The sequence below is a fragment of the Cupriavidus pauculus genome (assembly GCF_002858765.1).
GTDB lineage: Bacteria > Pseudomonadota > Gammaproteobacteria > Burkholderiales > Burkholderiaceae > Cupriavidus > Cupriavidus pauculus_B.
The window spans coordinates 42301-63058 of record NZ_PJRP01000001.1 but is presented as its reverse complement, the minus strand read 5'-3'; the positions used below and the strand labels follow the sequence as shown (position 1 = coordinate 63058).

Sequence of the window (20758 nt, the reverse complement as noted above, 5' to 3'; positions counted from 1 at the left end):
GGCAAGCCACGACGTGGCATTGTTCGAGGCTGACATATTAAGAAAATGCGCGTGCCGGCAAAATCCCTCAAGGGTAGGGGTAGCGATTATGGGCAAACCGGATGGCACCGATTTGCCCCATTCGGCCGTCCCCGTTACCGCCCCATCCGCCGTTGATAGCTTTGCGTGATGCGGTTGACCAGCCCCGGATCGCGGGAATCGGACGCCTGGAATTCCACGCGCACGCTACCGTCTGACTGCTGACGAATCATGGCTGCCACGGGGGTACTGCCGTAGTAGCCGGTGATATTGCCGGTGGTCGGTTCCTGCGTCTGGATCGCCACCCCTTGATCGCGCATTGCGTCGGCCGCCGCGTAGAACGAGCGGTCGTAGCTGGTGGGCCCCGGGCCAGGCGGCGGATAGCCGTAATAGCAGCCGCCCAGCAGCAGGGCCATCCAGAGGGCAAGCATCAGTGGCAGGCGTTTCATGGCATCCCCTTCAATCTGTCGGCGCCGAGTATCTGTTCTAGCACCGGATTCGGGGTGCCCGATATTGGGCGGAAGGCTCAGACGAGGAACGGCCCGGCCAGCTTTAAGGCCCAATATGGAGAAAAATCGGTGCACCGCGCATCGAGAGACGGACAGCATGCAAGATGAGTGAAAAGACCGATTACCAATTGATGACGCTGACCAACGGCAAGCCAGTCAAAATGTGGACGGTCGGCGTGCCCGTCGAGGAAGACGCACGCCGCCAGCTGCAGAACACCGCGCGCATGCCGTTCGTATTTCGCCATCTGGCCGTGATGCCGGACGTACACCTGGGCAAGGGTTCTACGATTGGCACGGTCATTCCTACCCAGGGCGCCATCATCCCGGCGGCAGTCGGCGTCGATATCGGCTGCGGCATGATGGCTGCGCGCACCACGCTCAAGGCCACGGATCTGCCCGATTCGTTGCACGGACTGCGCGGCGCCATCGAACGCGCGGTGCCACATGGCCGCGCGCCGGGACGGCGTGATCCGGGTGCCTGGGGTGAGCGGGCACCCCATCATGTGGATGAAGTGTGGAAGACGCTGGTGCCGGGCTTTGCGCGCATCTGCGAGAAGTACCCGAAGCTGGCGCAGACGAACAGTCATGTCCACCTGGGAACGCTTGGCACGGGCAATCACTTCATCGAAGTCTGCCTCGACGAAAGCGACACGGTCTGGTTCATGCTCCACAGCGGATCGCGTGGCGTAGGCAACGCCATCGGCACCCAGTTCATCGAACTGGCGCAGCAAGACATGCGACAGCACATCGCCAACCTGCCCGATCGTGACCTGGCGTACTTCCAAGAGGGCAGCGAGCATTTTGACGACTACGTCGAGGCCGTGGGCTGGGCGCAGGAATATGCGCACCGTAATCGCGAAGTCATGATGGCCGCCGTGATTGGCGCGGCGCGGGCGGCGATCAACAAGCCGTTTGCCGTGAATGAACACGCGGTGAACTGCCACCACAACTATGTACAGAAGGAGCGCCACTTTGGCGCCGAAGTTCTTGTGACGCGCAAGGGCGCGGTCTCGGCACAGAAGGGACAACTCGGCATCATCCCGGGGTCGATGGGCGCGAAGAGCTTCATCGTGCGCGGGCTGGGAAACGCCGAAAGCTTCTGCTCCTGCAGCCACGGCGCTGGCCGCACGATGAGCCGCACCGAGGCCAAGCGCCGCTATACAGTAGCGGACCAGGTCAAGGCCACGGCGCACGTGGAATGCCGCAAGGACGCGGCAGTGATCGACGAAATTCCGATGGCCTACAAGGACATCGACGCCGTCATGGCCGCCCAGAGCAGCCTGGTGGAAGTTGTCCACACGTTGCGGCAGGTGGTTTGCGTGAAGGGGTAGACGGCTGGCCAACGTCGTCGCGCTTCATTCAATGCGGCGACTGACGTAGCCAGTCAGCGAACTGGATAGCACCGCCGGCGCCAGCAAGGTCTGCAACCGCACCTGTTGCGAGTCATCAAGAAAGTGCCATGGCAGCGGCGCCATCAGATGTGCCATACCGCCCGATCGCAATCCGGGCCAAGTAAAATTTTGTGTCCGATGCACGCCGGTGTCTCGCCAACGCCGCCTCAAGAGTGCAACAGATTGTGCTAACTGCCTGGTCGTAAGCACGCACACCATCGCCACAACCGTTGCCGCTAGGCCATTCGCCGGGGCCTGGCGCGTGCCTTGCATCGATAACGCTTCCCAAGAAGATCTTCGATGAAAAAGGGGAGGGTTCATCATGCCCACGCTTGCCGCCGACCACATCGACATGCTGCGCAAGGCCGTGCGCGGCAAGGTACTGCTGCCGCACGACACCGGCTACGACGTGGCGCGCACCGTCTGGAATGCCACCGTCGACCGCCGGCCTGCGGTCATCGTTCAATGCACGGGCACGGCCGACGTGATGCAGGCCGTCAATTTCGCCCGCGATCATGGATTGCCGATTGCCGTGCGCGGTGGCGGTCACAACATCGCCGGCAACGCCATCTGCCATGACGGGCTGGTTGTCGACCTGTCAGGGTTGCGCAGTGTCCATATCGATCCGCGCGACAACGTCGCCTGGGTCAGCCCCGGAGCCACGCTAGGTGATTTTGACCACGAGGCCCAGGCCCTTGGACTGGCCACGCCGCTTGGTATCAACTCGACGACCGGCGTGGCCGGACTGACGCTCGGTGGCGGCTTCGGCTGGCTGACGCGCCAGTACGGCATGACTGTCGATAACCTGCTGGGCTGCGAGGTGGTGACGGCCGATGGCCAGCGATGCTGGGCCGACGCCAGCCATGACGCGGAGCTGTTCTGGGCCCTGCGTGGTGGCGGCGGCAACTTCGGCGTGGTCACGCTGTTCGAGTTCAAGCTGCATGCCGTGGGCCCACTGGTGACGGCCGGACTCATCGTGTTTCCGGCCGTGGAAGGCAAGTCGGTGCTGCGCCAATACCGCGCTTTTACAGAATCGGCCATGCCCGACGATATGAACGTGTGGGTCGTCCTGCGCAAGGCGCCGCCGTTGCCATTCCTGCCGTCGTCGGCACATGGTGCCAACGTGGTGGTGCTGGCGGTCTTTTATAACGGCGACCCGGGGAAGGCGGACAAGGCGATCGATCCGCTGCGCGGATTCGGCCAGGCCATCGGCGAGCATGTGGGGCAGATGCCCTACGCGGCGTGGCAGCAGGCATTCGATCCGCTGCTCACGCCGGGCGCGCGCAACTACTGGAAGTCGCACAACTTCACGCGGCTGGATGACGCGGCCATCGACCTGATGACCGATTACGCGGCGCGCGGCCCGTCGGCCCATGCCGAGATCTTTATCGGACAGGTGGGCGGCGTGGCCAACCGTGTGGCGCCCGACGCCACCGCGTACCACCATCGCGACGCGCGCTACGTGATGAACGTGCATTCGCGCTGGGACCGCACCGACGAGGACACCGCCTGCATCGGCTGGGCCCGCGATTTCTTCAACGCTACCGCGCCCTACGCCACCGGCGGCGTCTATGTGAATTTCATGACCGAGGACGAATCCGCGCGTGTCAACGCGGCGTACGGCCACAACTTCGACCGCCTGGCGCGGGCCAAGCGGACGTACGATCCGCAGAACCTGTTCTGCTCGAACCAGAACATCAAGCCGGCGCCGTGACACGGTCTGACGCACACCGCCCGACCATGCGTTGCTATGATGCGGCGCATGGCCGACGACCTGTTCATCCCTCACCACGAATACGAGATCACCGCAATCCGCGCGCAGGGCGCGGGCGGGCAGAACATCAACAAGGTGTCCAATGCGGTACACCTGCGCTATGACGTGCGCACATCCTCGCTGGCCGCCGATCACAAGCAACGCCTGCTGGCGCTGCACGACCACCGCATCACGCGCGACGGGGTGATCGTCATCAAGGCGCAGCAGCACCGCAGCCTGGAAATGAACCGCGAGGAAGCCATCCGTCGCCTGCACGAGCTGGTCCGCAGCGTGGCCGAACCGCCGCGTATCCGGCGCGCCACGCGGCCCACCCGGGCGTCGAAGGTGCGGCGGCTCGATGCCAAGGTACAGCGCGGCCAGATCAAGGCGATGCGGGGGCGCGTGGTCGATTAGAGGCGCGATTCAAAAACCCGCGAGAGCGGTCTTGGGCCGGGAAGCCGTAATGAAGCGAAGCGGTTCTGGCTAGGCGCGCGGCCGCAGACAGGACAAGTGGTACGGCAAGGCCGCGCAACGACGCCAGAATCATTCTGAAGCGGCATCCCACTCGAACAAACATTTCAAACGGACGAACGCCGGGCGGGACAATGGCGCGATAGACAGGCATGCTCTGGCATCGCGCTGCCCAGCCATTTCCGTTCTCAACAAGGAACGCCCCCAATCCATGTCATCCGTCACCCCCGCCGCCGCCCTGGAACCGATTCCGCGCGATCCGGGCTGGCCCATCGTCGGCAACCTGTTCCAGATCACGCCCGGTGAGGTCGGCCAGCACCTGCTGGCGCGCAGCCGCCATCACGACGGCATCTTCGAGCTCGATTTTGCCGGGCGACGCGTGCCGTTCGTGTCGTCGGTGGCACTAGCGGCCGAAGTGTGCGACCCGGCGCGCTTTCGCAAGATCATCGGTCCGCCGCTGTCGTATCTGCGCGACATGGCCGGCGACGGCCTGTTCACCGCCCACAGCGACGAGCCGAACTGGGGCTGCGCGCACCGCATCCTGATGCCGGCGTTCAGCCAGCGGGCGATGAAGGGCTACTTCGACGTGATGCTGCGCGTGGCCAACCGGCTGGTGGACAAGTGGGACCACAAGGGGCCGGACGCCGATATCGTCGTGGCCGACGACATGACGCGGCTGACGCTCGACACCATCGCGCTCTCGGGCTTCGGCTACGACTTCGAGTCGTTCGCTAGCGAGCAGCTTGACCCGTTTATCGTGGCGATGGTCGGCGCGCTGGAAGAGGCCATGCGCAAGCTCACCCGCCTGCCGATCCAGGACCGCTTCATGGGCCGCGCGCACCGCCAGTTCGCCGACGACGTGGCCTATATGCGCAACCTGGTGGACGACGTGATCCGCCAGCGCCGGGCTGCCCCCCGGCCGGGCATGGACCTGCTGAACCTGATGCTGGAGGCGCGCGACCCCGATACCGATCGCCAGCTCGACGACGCCAATATCCGCAACCAGGTCATCACATTCCTGATCGCCGGCCACGAGACCACCAGCGGCCTGCTGACCTTCACGCTGTACGAACTGCTGCGCAACCCGGCGGTGCTGGCCCAGGCCTATGCCGAAGTCGATGCCGTGCTGCCCGGCGACGCCCCGCCGGTCTACGCCGACCTGTCGCGCCTGCCTGTGCTGGACCGCGTTTTGAAGGAAACACTACGCTTGTGGCCGACAGCGCCGGCCTTCGCCGTGGCGCCGTTCGACGATGTCGTGATTGGCGGCCGCTACCGCCTGCGGCAGAACCGTCGTATCTCGGTGGTGCTGACGGCGCTGCATCGCGATCCGAAGGTGTGGGCGCACCCGGAGCGGTTCGATATTGACCGCTTTCTGCCCGAGAACGAAGCAAAGCTGCCGGCGCACGCCTACATGCCGTTCGGCCATGGCGAGCGCGCCTGCATCGGCCGCCAGTTCGCGCTGACCGAGGCCAAGCTGGCGCTGGCCCTGATGCTGCGCAACTTCGCGTTCCATGATCCGTATGACTACCAGTTCCGGCTCAAGGAAACGCTGACGATCAAGCCCGACAACTTCGTGCTGCGCGCCCGGCGCCGGCGGCCGCATGAGCGCATCGCCGTGCAGGCCGTCAACGAGGTGGTGACCGATGCCGCGCGGGCCGAGGTGCGCGGGAACGGCCAGGCCATGACCGTGCTGTGCGCGTCGAGCCTGGGCACGGCACGCGAGCTGGCCGAGCAGATCCATGGCGGCGCCGTGGCGGCGGGGTTCGATGCCACGCTGGCCGATCTGGACGATGTGGCGGATGCCTTGCCCACATCGGGCCTGCTGGTCGTGGTGGCGGCCACCTATAACGGCCGCGCCCCGGATTCCGGCCGCCGGTTCGAGGCCATGCTCGATGCCGGTGGTGCCAGCGGCTACCGTGCCGAAGGCTTGCGGCTGGCGCTGCTCGGTTGCGGCAACTCGCAGTGGGCGACGTACCAGGCCTTTCCGCGCCGCGTGTTCGATTGTTTCACGGCTGCCGGGGCGGTGCCGTTGCTGCCGCGCGGCGAAGCCGATGGCAATGCCGATTTCGACCAGGCGGCGGAGCGCTGGCTGGCGCAGTTGTGGCAGGCGCTGCAGGCCGATGGGGCCAGCACGGGCGGCATCAGTGTGGACGTGCAGTTGCGCAGCGTCGATGCCATGCGCGCCGGTACCCTGCCGGCCGGCACGCAGGCCTTTACGGTGCTGGCCAATACCGAACTGGTCGCCGATCCAGCGGGACTATGGGACTTCGCCATCGAGGCGCCGCGCACCTCCACGAGCGACATCCGGCTGCAACTGCCGCCCGGCGCGACCTACCAGACCGGCGATCATGTCGCAGTCTGGCCACAAAACGACGCGACGCTGGTGGCGGCGCTCTGCGAGCGGCTCGACCTCGACCCCGACGCCATGGTCACGCTGTCGGCCCCCCACGGCGCGGGGCGCGGGCTGCCGATCGGAGAAACGCTGCCGCTGCGGCAACTGCTGACGCACTTCGTCGAGCTACAGGATGTGGTGTCGCGCCAGACGCTGCGTGCGCTGGCCCAGGCCACGCGCTGCCCGTCCACGCGGCAGTCGCTGGAGCAGCTTGCCGCCGACGATGCCGATACCGGCTACGCCACGCAGGTAGCGGCCCGGCGACTGAACGTGCTCGATGTCCTTATCCGCTTCCCGGCCATCGCGCTCACGCTCCCGCAGTTGCTGGCCTGCACCGTGCCAATACGGCCGCGCTTCTATTCGATTGCGTCGTCGCCATTCGTCTCGCCCGATGTGGCCACGCTGCTGGTGGGTACGGTCTGGGCGCCTGCGCTGTCCGGGCGCGGCCAGTTCCGGGGCGTGGCGTCGACATGGCTGCAGGCGCTGCCGCCGGGCGCGCGCGTGTCGGCATCGATCCGCACGCCGAATCCGCCGTTCGCGCCGCCTGCCGATCCCTCGGTGCCGATGCTGCTGATCGGCCCTGGTACGGGTATCGCGCCGTTTCGGGGCTTTCTGGAGGAGCGGGCCGCCCAGTTGGCGGCCGGGCAGCCCGTCACGCCGGTGCAGTTGTACTTTGGCTGTCGCCATCCCAGACACGACTGGCTGTTCCACGACGAGATCGCAAGCTGGGCCGACGCGGGCGTCGCCGAGGTTCACACGGCGTACTCCGTGCTGCCGGGTACGCCGCGCTATGTGCAGGATTTGCTCTGGCAGCGGAGCGCGCAGGTCTGGGTACAGCTGCAGGCCGGGGCGATGGTCTACGTCTGCGGCGACGGCCGTCGCATGGCGCCCGCCGTGCGGCAGGTGCTGATCGAGATCGGCGCGGAGCAGGGCGGCATGACGGCCGACGCAGCGTCGGACTGGTTCGCCGGCCTGGTGGCGCAGGGTCGCTATCGGCAAGACGTCTTTAACTGACATCTGCAACTTGCAACCGCGCAGGGGGGCCGAGGCGGCCTCCGCGCTTGGCAGAATTCCGCTGAACATTGTCAGTCGGCCGCCTGGCTGGGCCCGTACGCTGGAAACCATCCCTTTCCAGAATTCGGAGACTCCGATGGCTTCCCCTGCGATGCGGCAAGCGCGCGTGCTGGCGCTTTGCCAGGCGCTGTTCACGTCCGCCATATCCGTCGACCTGACGCTGACCGGACTGGTTGGCTACACGCTGGCCCCAGCCAAGGCGCTGGCCACGCTGCCGTTCGCGCTGATTACCGTGGCCGGCGCGGCCACGGCCCTGGGCGTGCCATTCGTGATCGAGCGATTCGGGCGCCGCTTCGCCTTCTGTCTGGGCGGCGTGGCCTGCATGCTGGGTGGATGGGTCTCGGTGGCGGCGATCTGGCGCCACGACTTCTGGCTGTTCTGCGTCGGCACGGCGCTGGTCGGCGTATTCCAGTCGTTTGCGCGCTTCTACCGGCTGGCTGCCGCCGATGCCGCCCCGATGGCCGACAAGCCCCGTGTGATCTCGGTGGTACTGACCGGTGGCGTGGTTGCCGCCATTTGCGGCCCGGCCATCGCCGCGTGGAGCGCCGACATGATGCTGCCGACGCCGTTTGCCGGGTCCTACGCGGTGGTCGCGGTCTTCGGGGCGCTGACCGTGCTGCTGCTGATGCTGGCGTACCGCGAATCCCCGGCCGCCCTGGCCGCCGCTGCTGCCGATACCCGGCCCGCACGCCCGCTGGGCGAGATCGTCCGGCAGCCGGTATTCTTGGCGTCGTTTGCCAACAACGGCATCGGCAACGCCGTGATGATGTTCGTGATGACCGCCACACCGATCGCGGCCATCGCCTGCAACCACACGATTGGGCAGGGCGCGCAGATCATCGAATGGCACCTGGTAGGCATGTACGCGCCGTCGTTCTTCTCGGGGTGGCTGCTGCAGCGGTTCGGCAACCCGGTGATGCTGGTGGCCGGTATCGCGCTGTCCGCGCTGGCCGCCGTGGTGGCGTTGTGCTCGACGTCGCTCGTGGCGTTCTACGTGGCGTTGCTGTGCCTGGGCATGGGCTGGAATTTCATGTCGGTGGGCGGCACGACGCTGCTGGCCGGCAGCTATCGGCCCAGCGAACGCGCGCGCACGCAGTCGGTCAGCGAGTTCTCGGCGGCGGTGCTCACAGCGGTCGCTACGCTGGCTGCGGGTCAGGTGCTGACGGTCTGGGGCTGGCAGGGCGTGAACCTGGCGGTGCTGCCGGCGCTGGGCTTCGCGCTGGTCGTAACGCTGGCGTGGCAGCGCCGGGAACGGGCGGCGGCGCTGGCTGCGGCAGTATGATCGTGGCAAGGTAGGATCCAGCCCTCTCCCCCGCCCCCTCTCCCGCGGGCGGGAGAGGGGAGACACCCACCACGGGCAGATTCGGCCTGACGGGTTCGCTCCCTTCTCCCGCGCGCGGGAGAAGGGCTGGGGGAGAGGGCCAGCGCGCCAACCACCTATTACGCAACACATCATGCATCTCGTCTCAGACCCGCCGCGCGTCGTGGTGATCGTCGCGCCAGATCCATCGCAGGAGCTCGATGTCACCGGGCCGACGGCGGTCTTCAGTACGGCGAGCAAGCTGTGCGGCCGCGACCAGCCGGCGTATGAGATTCACGTGGCCAGCGTCAGCGACGATGCCATCGTGCACACCGAATGTGGGCTGCGGCTGCTGGCCGAGGCGCCGTACCATCAGATGGCCAGCTGGATCGGCAAGCCCATCGATACGCTGCTGATCTCCGGCGGCGCCGGCTCGCGCGCCGCGGCAGATGACGCCCGGCTGGTGGGCTGGCTGCGCGAACAGGCCGGTACGGTGCGCCGCATGGGTGCCGTGTGCACGGGCGCCTTCGCGCTGTGCCGCACCGGCCTGCTCGACGGCCAGCGCGTGACTACGCACTGGCGCCACGCCGAACGGCTGGCGCAGCGTCATCCGGAACTGACCGTCGATGCCGATCCGATCTGGATTCGCGCGGGGCGCTTCTACACGTCGGCCGGCGTCACAGCTGGCATGGACCTGGCGCTGGCGCTGGTCGAGGAAGACCTGGGCCATGCGGTGTCGCTGGAAGTGGCACGCGAACTGGTGATGTTCCTGCGGCGCCCAGGCAGCCAGGCGCAGTTTTCCACCGTGCTGCGCGCGCAGGCCGCGCAAAGCCCGGAGCTGCGGGCGCTGCAGACGTGGATCGCCGACAACCTTGGGCGCGACCTGTCGGTAGGCGTGCTGGCCGAGCGGGCGGCCATGAGCCCCCGCAATTTCGCCCGGGTCTTCGCCAAACAGGTAGGAGAAACGCCAGCACGCTACGTGGAGCGGCTGCGCGTGGAAGCCGTGCGGCGGCTGCTGGAGGGCAGCGACCGCCGGCTGGAGGCGATCGCCCACGCCACAGGATTCGGCAACGCCGATGTCATGCGGCAGGCGTTCCTGCGCCATGTGCAGACCACACCGGAACGCTACCGCGCCGCGTTCCGGTCTGACGGCGCAGCGGAAGGGGAAGACGGGCTGGCGGCGTAGTCACATTGCCACGCCGCCGGCCGTACCCGCATCAGCGGGCGTTCTGCAGCGCGGCGATACGCGATTCGATCGGCGGGTGGCTCGAGAATAGCGCCATCCACGACTTGCCGCCCGAGATGCCCATGGCCTGCATGTTTTGCGGCAGGCCGTCGGCGTCCAGGCCGCCCAGGCGGCGCAGCGCACCCACCATCGGCACGGGCGTGCCCATCAGGCCGGCCGCGCCGGCATCGGCCCGGTATTCGCGATGGCGCGAGAAGGCCGCCACGATGATGCTGGCCAAGATGCCGAACACGATCTCGCAGACCACCACCGTGATCATGTAGCCGATGCCGGGGCCGTTCGATTCCTCGTCATTGCGGCGCAGCCACGAGTCGACAAAGTAGCCGACGACGCGTGCCATGAAGATCACGAACGTGTTCACCACGCCCTGGATAAGCGTCAGCGTGACCATGTCGCCATTGGCGATGTGGGCCACTTCGTGCGCCAGCACGGCCTCCACCTCCTCATGCGACATCGACTGCAGCAGACCCGTGGACACGGCCACCAGCGAGCTCTTCTTCGACGCGCCCGTGGCAAAGGCGTTGGGCTCGCCGTCGTAGATGGCTACTTCGGGCATCGGCAGGTCGGCGCGCGTGGCCAGCTTCTCGACGGTCTGCATCAGCCAGAGCTCCGTGCTGGTGCTCGGGTGGGTGATGACCTGGGCACCGGTGGACCACTTGGCGATGGTCTTGGACATCAACAGCGAGATGAACGAACCGCCAAAGCCCATCAGTGCGGCAAAGGCCAGCAGCATGCCGAGGTTCAGCCCGTTGGACGTCAGGAAGCGGTTCACGCCCAGCAGGCTGGCCGTGATACTGAGTACGAGCATGACGGCGATGTTGGTCGCCAGGAACAGGAAAATGCGTTTCATGGTTGTGGGGCAGTACAGGTAAGGACGCGGACAGGCCGCAGGCGCGCTCGGCACCCATCCGGCGTGCCAGGCGACAAGGGTAGGCGCGGCACATGTCGGCCGCGCGAATCGGGATCAGCCGCGCGGCGGGCGCGGCAGCAGGGGCAGGTCGGGATCGGGCAGCGCGGCGGCCGCGTAGCGCGGCACGGTGCCACGCGCGGCCGATGTCACCACGCGCGGCAAGGGCGCGGGCAGCAGCTGCTCGGCAAAGTCGGCACCGGGCGGCGTCGGCTCTGCGCTATCGGCAGGAACGGAAGAGTCGGACGATGAGGGCGATGCGGGCGTGGCCGACGGCTGGAAAGGATCGGCCTGGTCGGCGGACACCGCCACGTTGTCCTGCGCCATGGCGGCCACGTGCGGCGCCTGCACCATGTCGGGGCCTGCCGCAGACATGCCAATGCCGGCCCAGGCCTGCAGGGGCAGGAAGGCAAGCAGCACGATCATCATCAGGAGCCGAAGCGGATGCACGGGGGCGGGTGACGCACAAGACAGGAAACGATGGCGTCGATTCTACAGGATGGCGCGTCGGCCGGCAGGGCGCCCGATCGACGCGCCAACCACTATCCGACGATTCTCAATGCGGCGCGTGTGCCCCACCATGCCGCTTCCTCGAACACCGACAGGCCGGATAGGTCGGCGTGCGCGAACAGCACCGGGCCGTCCGCCGCGCGCAGGGCGGCCAGGCCGGCATTGGACAGGAAGCCGGGCGTTGGCGTGGCCATCGCATGGCCGCGCGCGGTGATCTCCACGGCGTCGGCGTGGCGCCAGAACTCGCGCCCGTAGACCGCCTGCAGGTCGGCGACGGCCAGTTCCATCAATGCGGCCGGCGACGCATCCACCAGCCAGCTTCGCACGGCGTCGGGGCGGCTGCCGGCGGGCAGGCCAGCTTGGGCGTCGAGCGGTGTGTACGCGGTGAACGCGGTTTGCGCGGGGCGCGCCTGGCGAATCCACTGGTGCGTGGCCACCACATAGCCAAGTCCGCGCGCACCATGGACGACGTTGTCCCACGCCAGCGGCACGCCGGCCTGTTCTTGTGGAAAACCACGCAGTCGGAACGTGGAGACCAGCCATGGCGCGTGGTGCTGTTGGTGAACAGCGGGATCGAATCCCAGCGGCTGCAGCGGCATCAGGTGCGCCGCCACGTGCAGGGGCATGGCGCAGATCACGCGGCGCGCCACGATGCGCGACAGCCTGGGCGGCTGGCCAAAGCCATCGGGCCATTCGGCGCACAGCACGCTGACACCATCCTTGCCAGGCTCGATCTTCACCGCCATCCCGCCGCGCCGCCACGGGCGCCCGGCGCCCATGCGGGCATCGATACGGCCCATCAACCGCGTCACCAGCCCATGCAGCCCATCGGGCCAGGTCAGCACGGCGCCATCGGCCGCATTGCTGGCATGTCCGCCCCGACTGGCGAAATAGTGCAGGCCGGCCCAGGCGGATACCACGTCGGCGCCCGCGCCATAGTCGTCGCGACAGCAGTAGTCGGCGTACCAGTGCAGCGTCGGCGCCGTGTAGCCCTGCGCGGTCAGCCATTGCCGGAACGTCTGGCCGTCCAAGGCCAGCCAGGCGGGGTCGCGCGATGACTGGGCCAGCGGGATGGCGAACACCTTGCGGCCGTCGTTGCCCACGGCGGATCGCAATTTGTCCACTTGGGCGAGAAAGCGCGCGTGCTCGGCGTGGTGGGCGTCGCTGTCGGGCAGCAGGCCGTCCTGCCATGCGCCGTCGAAGAACAGACGTTCTTCCGGTGCATGCACCAGCGCGCGTTCGTCAAAACGGGGCCGGGCATCGAACGGATCGCGCTCGATCACGCCCACGTCGGCCAGCATCTCGCGCACATGGGTGGATTCGGCCGACGGCAGCGGCAGGTAGTGCGCGCCGCGCGGAAAGCCGATGTCTCCGAAGCGGCCGCCAGACGCATTGCCGCCGAACTCGGGGCCGTCGAGCATGACGAAGTTGCGCAGGCCGGCGCGCGACAGCTGCCAAGCCGCCGACAGGCCGCCAACGCCGCTGCCCAGAATCGCCACGTCCACGCGCTGCTTGCTGACCGGTGCCGCCCAGCGATGCATGTCGCGCAGCGCATGCCCTTCGGCCATGCCGGGGCGCAGCACCACCGGCGTTGGCTCGTGCAGGCCCAGCCCGGCCAGAAAGTGCGCGGTATCGTTGCCGATGCGCTCGCAGCCGGCCAGCGCGGTGCCGGCCGCGGCAATCAGGAAGCGACGTCGATCCATGGCCGTTGGCGGTTAGCGGATCACGTTGCGCCAGTCCTGCTCGAAGTCATGTACCAGCGTCTGTTCGTTGAGCCGGTTCGCCTGGCCGTCGCGCGGCGCCATGTCGGCCGGAAAGCTGAACATCAGCTTCGTGCTGTCGGCGTCCAGGAATTTCAGTGGCACGTCATAGCGCAAAGGGGGCGTGTAGTCGGCACGCTTGGCGGCCAGGATAAAGCCCCATTCGCCGAACGACGGCACGTAGGTGTGGTACGGCCACGTGTGCAGGCCGGCTTCGCGCAGCGTGGCGGCGATGTCCCAGAACGAGCGCGGCGCGTAGTAGGGCGACGTCGATTGCACGACCGCGTAGCCCTTCTCGGCCAGGTGACGCGACAGCAGGCGGTACATCGGCACCGAATACAGCTTGCCGAGGCCAAAGTTCGACGGATCGGGCAGGTCGACGATGATCGCGTCGAAACTGTCCTGGCTCTGCTCCAGCCACTGCGCGGCGTCGGCGTTGACCACCGTCACGCGCCGGTCGGTCAGCGAGCCGTGGTTCAGCGCGCGCAACGGTTCGCTGCGCGAGAACAGCGTGGTCATGGCGGGGTCCAGGTCGACCAGCGTCACGTGCTCGATGCCGGGGTACTTGAGGATCTCGCGCAGCGCCAGCCCGTCGCCGCCGCCAATCACCAGCACGCGGCGCGCCCACGGCAACGCCTGTAGCACCGGGTGGACCAGCGCCTCGTGATAGCGATGCTCGTCGCGCGACGAGAACTGCAGGTTGCCGTTGATGTACAGGCGCAGGTCGTCCTTCCAGCGCGTGATCACCAGCCGCTGGTAGGGCGTGGTCTCGCTGTGGATGATCTCGTCGCCGAACATGCCCCGCTCGGCCCAGCGCGTCAGGTGCGTGGAGCCCGCAAAGCCGGCGGTCAGTAGCGCGAATACGATGCCGGCGCGCAGCGTGCGCAACGTGGAGCCCTGGATCTCGTCACGGAAGATGCGCAGCGTGAACAGGGCCACGGCCACATTGAGCATGCCGAACAGGAAGCCCGTGCGCGACAGGCCCAGGCGTGGCGCCAGCACCAGCGGGAACACCAGCGAGACGGCCAGCGCGCCCAGGTAGTCGAACGTCAGCACGCGGCTGACCAGGTCGCTGAACTGGGCCTTTCGCGCATTGAGGATGCGCATCACCAGCGGGATCTCCATGCCCACAAGCAGCCCTATCACGAAGATCAGTGCATAGAGCGCGGTCCGGAAGGGCGCGGACAGCCAGGCGAACACCACGAACAGCAGCGCGGCCGAGATGCCGCCCAGCAGGCCGACGAGGATCTCGATGTCGATAAAACGCGACAGTACGTCTTCGTCCTTCACATACCGAGACAGCCACGAGCCGACGCCCATGGCGAACAGGTAGCAGCCTATGATGGAAGAGAACTGGAGGATCGAATCGCCCAGCAGATAGCTGGACAGGGCGCCGGCAATCAGTTCGTAGCCAAGCCCGCAGGAGGCTACGATCAACACCGACAGGACAAGGGTACGGTCGCGCATGGGGCGGCGGCGTGCAGCGGGAGATGGGCCGGTACGCAACAGCGTCCGGCAAGGTCATGAATACTGGTATTGGGAAAAATGCGACTGCGGATATACTCTGCCGCAATCATCATGCGGCATCGCATCGGCAGGGCGGGACCACCCCAAACACACGTCAGAAACGACCCGAAACATGCTACCAATCTATGCCTACGTCGAGCACCTGCTGGCAAGCCTTGTGCTGCTGGTCGTGTTCGTCGGAGTCTACACCAGGATCACACCGTTCCACGAGTTCACGCTGATCCGCCAGGGCAACGTGGCGGCGGCGTTGTCGCTGGGCGGCAGCACGCTGGGTTTCTGCTTCACGCTGTCATCGAGCATCCAGCACAACGACACCTTCCTGATGTTTCTGGTGTGGTCGCTGGGGGCGATGGTGGTGCAGGCCGTGGTCTACGCCGCGCTGGCGCGCGCGCTGCCGGACATGGACGCGGCCATCGAATCGAACAACATCGCCATGGGCGGCCTGATGGGCACGATGTCGGTCGCGGTCGGCGTGCTCAACGCGGCTTGCCTGTCCTGACGCCTGGCGCGCGCGGCAAACCATTCCCCCTTCGAGAGGTGCTGAAATGAGTATCGGGTCATTCATCAAGAAGCAGTTCATCGATATCCTCCAATGGACGGAGGATACGGACGGCGTGCTGGCCTGGCGCTACCCGATGGAGGACATGGAGATCCAGTACGGCGGCAGCCTGACCGTGCGCGAATCGCAGATGGCGGTCTTCGTCAACGAAGGCAAGATCGCCGACGTGTTCGGGCCCGGCATGTACAAGCTGACCACCCAGACGCTGCCGGTGCTCACGTACCTGAAGAACTGGGACAAGCTGTTCGAGTCGCCGTTCAAGTCGGACGTCTACTTCTTCAGCACGCGCCTGCAGATCGGCCGCAAGTGGGGCACGGCCCAGCCGATCACGATCCGCGACGCGGACTTCGGCATGGTGCGGCTGCGCGCATTCGGCCTGTACTCGTACAAGATTGCCGACCCGAAGCTGTTCTATACGGAAATCAGCGGCACGCGCGCCGAATACACGCGCGACGAGGTGGAAGAGCAGTTGCGCAACCTGCTGATCGCCACCATGACCAGCACGCTGGGCGCGTCGTCGATCCCGTTCCTGGACATGGCGGCCAACCAGACGCTGATGGCGCAGGCCATCCGCGAAAAGCTGGTGCCGGAGTTCGCGCGCTACGGCGTGGCACTGGACAACTTCGCGGTGACCAACGTGTCGCTGCCCGAGGAACTGCAGAAGGCCATTGACACGCGAATCTCGATGGGCATGATGGGCGATATGGCCAAATACACCCAGTACCAGGTAGCCAGCTCGATCCCGCTCGCGGCGCAGAACGAAGGTGGCGTGGCGGGTCTGGGCGCGGGCCTGGCGGCCGGCGCGGTGATGGGGCAGGCCATGGCCGGCGGGCTGGTGGGCGGCGTGGCCGGGATGCCGGGCGCCGCGGGCGCACCGGGGATCGCGCCAGCAGCTGCGGCCGCGGGTGCGGTAGCCGCCCCGGCCGATGATCCCGCCGCGCGGCTGGGCAAGCTCAAGGAACTGCTCGACAAGGGTCTGATCTCGCAGGTGGAATTCGACTCGGCCAAGGCGGAGATCCTGAAGAAGCTGGTCGGCTGATTCCCGATGCAAACGGTCAACTGTCCGGGCTGCGGCGCGGAGGTCAGCTTTCGTTCGTCCGCCGCCGTCATGGCGGTTTGCGAGTACTGCCACAGCACCTTGCTGCGCGAGGCCGACCAGGTGCGCGACATAGGCAAGATGTCGGCCGTGCTGGAGGACTACACGCCGCTGCAGATGAATACCAGCGGCGTGTGGCAGGGACAGGGCTTCACGCTCGTGGGCCGCATCCAGCTGCGCTACGACGCCGGGCTGTGGAACGAGTGGTATCTGCTGTTCGACGACGGCAGCGACGGCTGGCTGGCCGATGCATCGGGCCAGTACATGCTGACGCGGCGTGTGGCGACGGAGGATGCCGCGAAGGCGTTGCCGGGCAAGCTGCCGCAATTTGCATCGCTCAGGCCCGGCGAACCGCTTTTCTTCGGCAAATATCGCTACGAGGCCAGCGACGTCCGGACAGCCCGTTGCACGGGTGGGCAGGGCGAGCTGCCTTTCCAGGTGGGTGCGGGGTGGACGGCGAATGTGGCCGACTTCCGCAATGCCGCTGACTTCCTGACACTCGATTACGCCGATGGCTATCCGCCCGCCGTCTATCGCGGCGGCATGGTTACGCTGGCACAACTGCAGGCACAATTCCTCCGCGAATCCGACGCCATCGACCGCACCGCCGACCGCTTTCGGGGCAAGGCCGAACAGCTGGCCTGTCCCCACTGCGGCAGCCCGATCGGCTGGCGCCCGGGGGTAGCGAATTTCGTCGTTTGCCCGAGTTGCCATAGCGAGGTGGATTGCACGACGTCGACGGCGATCGTGCTGGAGAAGCACGCCGAGATCGAAGCCTTGCAGACCAGCCTGACGCCTGGCGAGGTCGGCACGATCGACGGCAAGCCATACACGGTGCTTGGGCTGCTTCAGTGCATCGATGACGATCCCGATGAATCCTCGACTTGGGTCGAGTATCTGCTGTTCAACGAGCAGGCCGGGTTCATCTGGCTGGTGGAGCAGGATGCCGGCTGGGATCGCGTGCGCGTGCTGGATACCTGGCCCAGCCTGATGGGGGGCGCCAGCGTCGCCGTGCTCGACGACAAGGAGTACCGCAAGGGCTTCGCGTACAGAAGCACGGTGCTGTATGCCGCCGGCACGTTCAACTGGCGCGTGCAGGCCGGCGATGTCACGAACCTGACCGAGTACGGACCACCGGCGCGGCGGCTGACCCGCGAGGCATCGAGTACGGAAATTGTCTGGACCCAGTCGACTACCGTCAGCCGCACGCAGGTGGCGCAGTGGTTCCGGAACAACAAGGCGCTGGCGGCCGCGAGCCGGCTGCGCGAGAAGAAGCGGCCCGTGGCGGCAGGCAGCGACCTGGGATACTGCAGAAGGGTGGCCTGGTGGATCGTGGCCATCATGTGGCTGCTGAACCTGCCGATCGTCCTGTTCGGGCGCGCGAATTTCGCCGGCCTGATCGTTGGGACACTGTTGCTGTGGCTACCGTTGTGGCTGGTGGGAAGCATGTCGAACCCCGGCACAGACGACGACTAGAAAGGACTGGCGGTGCGTTTTCTGTTTCTTGTTTATGGCTCGATCGTGCTGTTCGGCGCGACGTTCTACACGCTCGCGTCGTCGGGCGCCATGGACCGCGGCGGCTATTCGTCGTCGTCGCGCGGCTGGAGCGGTTCCAGCGGCAGCGGCTGGTCGTCGGGCGGCGGCCACAAGTAGGCGAGGCGCCAGCCATGAACGCCCCAACGCCGATCTGTCCGCCCGTGCTGGGCCACCACCTGCTGCTCGACATGCAGGGCGTGGCCGCCACGTTGCTGACTGACGCCACGCGGATCGAGCGCGCGCTGCGCGACGCCGCGCACGCGGCCGGCGCCACGCCGCTGGACGCCCGGCTCCATCACTTCGGCCCCGGGTTGGGGGTCACGGGTGTGCTGCTGCTCAGGGAGTCGCATATCAGCATCCACACCTGGCCCGAGTACGGCTTCGCCGCGGTGGACATCTTCATGTGCGGCACGGCGCGGCCGGAACTGGGCGTCGATGTCCTGGTACGCGCGCTGGCCCCCACCGACTGGCACGTGCGAAACCATGCGCGCGGCCCGGGTACTGCACGCCCGACCTGACAGGGCTACACTATCAGCCAACCCTGTAATGACTACAGGGATTGGTTTGGAGAACTGGCCATGCGCATCGGCGAACTGTCGCGCCACAGCGGCTGCGACGTGGAAACCATCCGGTATTACGAACGCGAAGGGCTGCTCGACGCCCCCCAGCGTGAAGACAACGGCTACCGCCGCTATGGCGATGGCCATCTGGTGCAGCTGAATTTCGTGCGCCACTGCCGATCGCTGGGAATGAGCCTGGCCGATGTGCGCCGGCTGCGCGACTTCCAGCGCAACCCGTCGCTGGCATGTGATGATATCAATACATTGCTGGATCGCCAGATCGAGCAGATTCACGCCCAGCGGGTGGCGCTTGAGGCGCTGGAGGGGCAGCTCCGCACGCTGCGCCATACCTGCGAGAACCCGAATCCGCATCCGGCCAGCGAGTGCGGCATCCTCCAGAACCTGCAGCAGGCCGCCGAAGGCGCCGGCTGCGAGTGCCATCCGGACCATCCGCGACACTGAACCGCCTGGCAGTTCGCTTGAAGAGAGCCCCGCCAGAGCGGGGATGTTTCTCATCGGCCATGTCGCGATGGCTGTGCTAGCATGGCCGTTCGCGTCAACAGAGACGCCTTTTTCAGAATTTTCCTACGATGTTTCGCCACTTTCCGTCCGCCGCCCTTGTCCTGGTTCGCACCATGCGACCGGCGCGCGCGCGCATGGTGGCGCAGCCCATCACCGCCACCCGCCGGATCAACGCCCCGCTTGATCCCGCCCGGTTCCCGGCCTGACCGATCCCACTCCTGAGCAGCAAGGGTCCGGTGCCGAACCGGGCTCGAGCCACCACGCTTATCCGCTGTAATGCCGCCGGCGCCTGTCCGCGCCGGCCCGACCGATTTTCAACGGCTGCCGCCTGCGCCGGGGCTCATCCCGACGCGTGGCCGCCGCTTTTGCGAGAGGCACTGCCATGGCAAAGATCAAGAACCCGACCCTCTACCTGACCGAACTCGACGTGACGCGCCTGGAGGGCATCGCCAGCCGTGCCGGCACCGCCGAGCTGGACGAAATGCTAGATGAACTACTGGCACGCGCGGCCATCGTCTCGCCCGATGCCATTCCCAAGGACGTCGTGACGATGAACTCGCGTGTCGTCTGCACGCTGGAAGGCGAAGCCGCGCCGCGTGAGTGGACACTGGCTTATCCGGACGATGCCGACCTGGCGGCGGGCCGCCTGTCGGTGTTGTCGCCGATTGGCCAGGCTCTGCTGGGCGCTCGCGCCGGCAAGACCGTGGACTATCGCCTGCCCAATGGCAGCGCGCAGCGCGTGACCATCGTCAGCATCGCCTTCCAGCCCGAGGCCAGCGGCCAGTACACGCTCTGAGCACGCGCCGGACCATGCGCGCTGCGCGACCGAGACGTCCGCAGCGCCATTCACCTGTCCGCACCCGTACCGCAGGGTAGGTGAACAGTTCCGTACTGCGGAATAGCCCTCCCGGCAACCGTTCGGTCGCCCACCCCTACCGTTCATCCACAGACCCGGCATTTCACGGCGAGCAACGCACCATTCGTCGCAGCGGTATTTCTCATGGAAGTGCAAGCCACTAACCTTCAGTCCGTGCTCGCATCGCTACATAGATAGCGCGTCCGGGCAGTAGTCAGCTGTATCCATAAAAAAGTTGTGAATCAGTTGAAGGAGTCCCAGATGAACGCCAAACGTATCCTTGGCGGCGCTCTCGTGCTCGCCACGTTTGCCGCGTCGGCCGCTTTTGCCGCGCCCGCCACGACCAAGAAGGTCGGTAAGTTCGACGTGTATGCCGATGCCGCGCGCCAAGGCAAGTTCGACACGTACAGTGAAGGCTCGAAGATCGGCAAGTACGATTTCTTCTCCGACGGCCAACGCAAATTCGACAGCTTCACGGACGGCACCCGTCAGGGCAAGTTCGACAGCTTCGGTGAAGGTGCACACAGCTTCAGCGGCGAGATCTCCGGCTCCGCGCTGGACAACTCACGCAACGGCGATCTGTACGGCTACAAGGTCTGATGACCTGTCTGCCCGCCAGAACGCAAATCGGCGGCCCCGAGTCATCTCCGGGCCGCCGATTCTGATTTCCGGTTTCTCTCCCACCTGCGCGACCGACCTCCTCCTTCTCTCTCCGTCGCGCAGGTGATTTTTCCCCCGCCTGCCGTTCCCCAATTTCTTCCCGTCGTTCTT

Annotated in this window: 20 protein-coding genes; 14 read left to right on the top strand and 6 right to left on the bottom strand. The window is 66.5% G+C overall.

Annotated elements, in window-relative coordinates:
- Nucleotides 1-134: 134 nt before the first annotated feature.
- Entirely contained in the window at nucleotides 135-467 is a 333-nt protein-coding gene (locus CYJ10_RS00330) for a hypothetical protein (protein ID WP_101679605.1), read from the bottom strand.
- Nucleotides 468-631: 164 nt separating this feature from the next.
- On the opposite strand from CYJ10_RS00330, the gene CYJ10_RS00325 reads away from it, so the two are divergent.
- Nucleotides 632-1858 (top strand): RtcB family protein, encoded by a 1227-nt coding sequence (locus CYJ10_RS00325; protein WP_180862812.1) that lies wholly within the window; start codon nucleotides 632-634, stop codon nucleotides 1856-1858.
- A gap of 24 nt (nucleotides 1859-1882) precedes the next feature.
- On the opposite strand, the gene CYJ10_RS34500 is transcribed toward CYJ10_RS00325, so the two are convergent.
- A complete protein-coding gene (locus CYJ10_RS34500; RefSeq protein ID WP_257991789.1) occupies nucleotides 1883-2014 on the bottom strand; it encodes a hypothetical protein in 132 nt (43 codons plus the stop codon).
- A gap of 226 nt (nucleotides 2015-2240) precedes the next feature.
- Between CYJ10_RS34500 and CYJ10_RS00320 the strand changes: the two genes are divergently transcribed.
- The 5 genes from CYJ10_RS00320 to CYJ10_RS00295 all read left to right on the top strand — a co-directional run bounded on the left by CYJ10_RS00320 (nucleotide 2241) and on the right by CYJ10_RS00295 (nucleotide 10094).
- On the top strand, nucleotides 2241-3632 hold the full coding sequence (locus CYJ10_RS00320) for an FAD-binding oxidoreductase (RefSeq protein WP_101679604.1): 1392 nt from the start codon (nucleotides 2241-2243) through the stop codon (nucleotides 3630-3632).
- A gap of 48 nt (nucleotides 3633-3680) precedes the next feature.
- Nucleotides 3681-4085: an alternative ribosome rescue aminoacyl-tRNA hydrolase ArfB gene (gene arfB, locus CYJ10_RS00315; protein ID WP_180862811.1), complete on the top strand. Its 405-nt coding sequence runs from the start codon at nucleotides 3681-3683 to the stop codon at nucleotides 4083-4085.
- A gap of 268 nt (nucleotides 4086-4353) precedes the next feature.
- A complete protein-coding gene (locus tag CYJ10_RS00310) occupies nucleotides 4354-7548 on the top strand; it encodes a bifunctional cytochrome P450/NADPH--P450 reductase (RefSeq protein ID WP_101679602.1) in 3195 nt (1064 codons plus the stop codon).
- 136 nt (nucleotides 7549-7684) lie between these two features.
- Nucleotides 7685-8890, top strand: coding sequence for an MFS transporter (locus CYJ10_RS00305; protein WP_101679601.1), 1206 nt, complete (start codon nucleotides 7685-7687; stop codon nucleotides 8888-8890).
- A 172-nt stretch (nucleotides 8891-9062) separates the two neighbouring features.
- On the top strand, nucleotides 9063-10094 hold the full coding sequence (locus tag CYJ10_RS00295; RefSeq protein WP_101679600.1) for a GlxA family transcriptional regulator: 1032 nt from the start codon (nucleotides 9063-9065) through the stop codon (nucleotides 10092-10094).
- Nucleotides 10095-10125: 31 nt separating this feature from the next.
- On the opposite strand, the gene htpX is transcribed toward CYJ10_RS00295, so the two are convergent.
- The 4 genes from htpX to CYJ10_RS00275 all read right to left on the bottom strand — a co-directional run bounded on the left by htpX (nucleotide 10126) and on the right by CYJ10_RS00275 (nucleotide 14798).
- Nucleotides 10126-11004, bottom strand: coding sequence for a protease HtpX (gene htpX / locus CYJ10_RS00290; protein WP_101679599.1), 879 nt, complete (start codon nucleotides 11002-11004; stop codon nucleotides 10126-10128).
- Nucleotides 11005-11118: 114 nt separating this feature from the next.
- The gene (locus CYJ10_RS00285; protein ID WP_257991767.1) at nucleotides 11119-11511 is read right to left on the bottom strand and encodes a hypothetical protein; all 393 of its coding nucleotides are present in this window, start codon (nucleotides 11509-11511) and stop codon (nucleotides 11119-11121) included.
- Nucleotides 11512-11603: 92 nt separating this feature from the next.
- Entirely contained in the window at nucleotides 11604-13274 is a 1671-nt protein-coding gene (locus tag CYJ10_RS00280) for an NAD(P)-binding protein (protein ID WP_101679598.1), read from the bottom strand.
- A 12-nt stretch (nucleotides 13275-13286) separates the two neighbouring features.
- Complete coding sequence (locus CYJ10_RS00275; RefSeq protein WP_101679597.1) at nucleotides 13287-14798, bottom strand: polyamine aminopropyltransferase; 1512 nt, start codon at nucleotides 14796-14798, stop codon at nucleotides 13287-13289.
- A gap of 172 nt (nucleotides 14799-14970) precedes the next feature.
- On the opposite strand from CYJ10_RS00275, the gene CYJ10_RS00270 reads away from it, so the two are divergent.
- The 8 genes from CYJ10_RS00270 to CYJ10_RS00240 all read left to right on the top strand — a co-directional run bounded on the left by CYJ10_RS00270 (nucleotide 14971) and on the right by CYJ10_RS00240 (nucleotide 20587).
- Entirely contained in the window at nucleotides 14971-15357 is a 387-nt protein-coding gene (locus tag CYJ10_RS00270) for a DUF350 domain-containing protein (protein WP_101679596.1), read from the top strand.
- Nucleotides 15358-15403: 46 nt separating this feature from the next.
- Complete coding sequence (locus CYJ10_RS00265) at nucleotides 15404-16456, top strand: SPFH domain-containing protein (RefSeq protein WP_101679595.1); 1053 nt, start codon at nucleotides 15404-15406, stop codon at nucleotides 16454-16456.
- Between the two features lie 6 nt (nucleotides 16457-16462).
- Nucleotides 16463-17989: a DUF4178 domain-containing protein gene (locus tag CYJ10_RS00260; protein WP_101679594.1), complete on the top strand. Its 1527-nt coding sequence runs from the start codon at nucleotides 16463-16465 to the stop codon at nucleotides 17987-17989.
- A 12-nt stretch (nucleotides 17990-18001) separates the two neighbouring features.
- A complete protein-coding gene (locus CYJ10_RS34005; protein ID WP_180862810.1) occupies nucleotides 18002-18166 on the top strand; it encodes a hypothetical protein in 165 nt (54 codons plus the stop codon).
- 14 nt (nucleotides 18167-18180) lie between these two features.
- Nucleotides 18181-18567 (top strand): adenosylmethionine decarboxylase, encoded by a 387-nt coding sequence (speD, locus tag CYJ10_RS00255; protein WP_101679593.1) that lies wholly within the window; start codon nucleotides 18181-18183, stop codon nucleotides 18565-18567.
- 60 nt (nucleotides 18568-18627) lie between these two features.
- A complete protein-coding gene (locus CYJ10_RS00250) occupies nucleotides 18628-19071 on the top strand; it encodes a Cd(II)/Pb(II)-responsive transcriptional regulator (protein ID WP_101679592.1) in 444 nt (147 codons plus the stop codon).
- A 442-nt stretch (nucleotides 19072-19513) separates the two neighbouring features.
- Nucleotides 19514-19927, top strand: a complete 414-nt coding sequence (gene rnk / locus CYJ10_RS00245) for a nucleoside diphosphate kinase regulator (RefSeq protein WP_101679591.1) — start codon at nucleotides 19514-19516, stop codon at nucleotides 19925-19927.
- A 321-nt stretch (nucleotides 19928-20248) separates the two neighbouring features.
- A complete protein-coding gene (locus CYJ10_RS00240; RefSeq protein WP_101679590.1) occupies nucleotides 20249-20587 on the top strand; it encodes a hypothetical protein in 339 nt (112 codons plus the stop codon).
- Nucleotides 20588-20758 lie beyond the last annotated feature (171 nt).

Bases quoted from the DNA above. Each gene is read 5' to 3' on its own strand.
- CYJ10_RS00330 (WP_101679605.1), bottom strand. From the start codon at position 467: ATGAAACGCCTGCCACTGATGCTTGCCCTCTGGATGGCCCTGCTGCTG.
- CYJ10_RS00325 (WP_180862812.1), top strand. From the start codon at position 632: ATGAGTGAAAAGACCGATTACCAATTGATGACGCTGACCAACGGCAAG.
- CYJ10_RS34500 (WP_257991789.1), bottom strand. From the start codon at position 2,014: ATGGCACATCTGATGGCGCCGCTGCCATGGCACTTTCTTGATGACTCG.
- CYJ10_RS00320 (WP_101679604.1), top strand. From the start codon at position 2,241: ATGCCCACGCTTGCCGCCGACCACATCGACATGCTGCGCAAGGCCGTG.
- arfB (WP_180862811.1), top strand. From the start codon at position 3,681: ATGGCCGACGACCTGTTCATCCCTCACCACGAATACGAGATCACCGCA.
- CYJ10_RS00310 (WP_101679602.1), top strand. From the start codon at position 4,354: ATGTCATCCGTCACCCCCGCCGCCGCCCTGGAACCGATTCCGCGCGAT.
- CYJ10_RS00305 (WP_101679601.1), top strand. From the start codon at position 7,685: ATGGCTTCCCCTGCGATGCGGCAAGCGCGCGTGCTGGCGCTTTGCCAG.
- CYJ10_RS00295 (WP_101679600.1), top strand. From the start codon at position 9,063: ATGCATCTCGTCTCAGACCCGCCGCGCGTCGTGGTGATCGTCGCGCCA.
- htpX (WP_101679599.1), bottom strand. From the start codon at position 11,004: ATGAAACGCATTTTCCTGTTCCTGGCGACCAACATCGCCGTCATGCTC.
- CYJ10_RS00280 (WP_101679598.1), bottom strand. From the start codon at position 13,274: ATGGATCGACGTCGCTTCCTGATTGCCGCGGCCGGCACCGCGCTGGCC.
- CYJ10_RS00275 (WP_101679597.1), bottom strand. From the start codon at position 14,798: ATGCGCGACCGTACCCTTGTCCTGTCGGTGTTGATCGTAGCCTCCTGC.
- CYJ10_RS00270 (WP_101679596.1), top strand. From the start codon at position 14,971: ATGCTACCAATCTATGCCTACGTCGAGCACCTGCTGGCAAGCCTTGTG.
- CYJ10_RS00265 (WP_101679595.1), top strand. From the start codon at position 15,404: ATGAGTATCGGGTCATTCATCAAGAAGCAGTTCATCGATATCCTCCAA.
- CYJ10_RS00260 (WP_101679594.1), top strand. From the start codon at position 16,463: ATGCAAACGGTCAACTGTCCGGGCTGCGGCGCGGAGGTCAGCTTTCGT.
- speD (WP_101679593.1), top strand. From the start codon at position 18,181: ATGAACGCCCCAACGCCGATCTGTCCGCCCGTGCTGGGCCACCACCTG.
- CYJ10_RS00250 (WP_101679592.1), top strand. From the start codon at position 18,628: ATGCGCATCGGCGAACTGTCGCGCCACAGCGGCTGCGACGTGGAAACC.
- rnk (WP_101679591.1), top strand. From the start codon at position 19,514: ATGGCAAAGATCAAGAACCCGACCCTCTACCTGACCGAACTCGACGTG.
- CYJ10_RS00240 (WP_101679590.1), top strand. From the start codon at position 20,249: ATGAACGCCAAACGTATCCTTGGCGGCGCTCTCGTGCTCGCCACGTTT.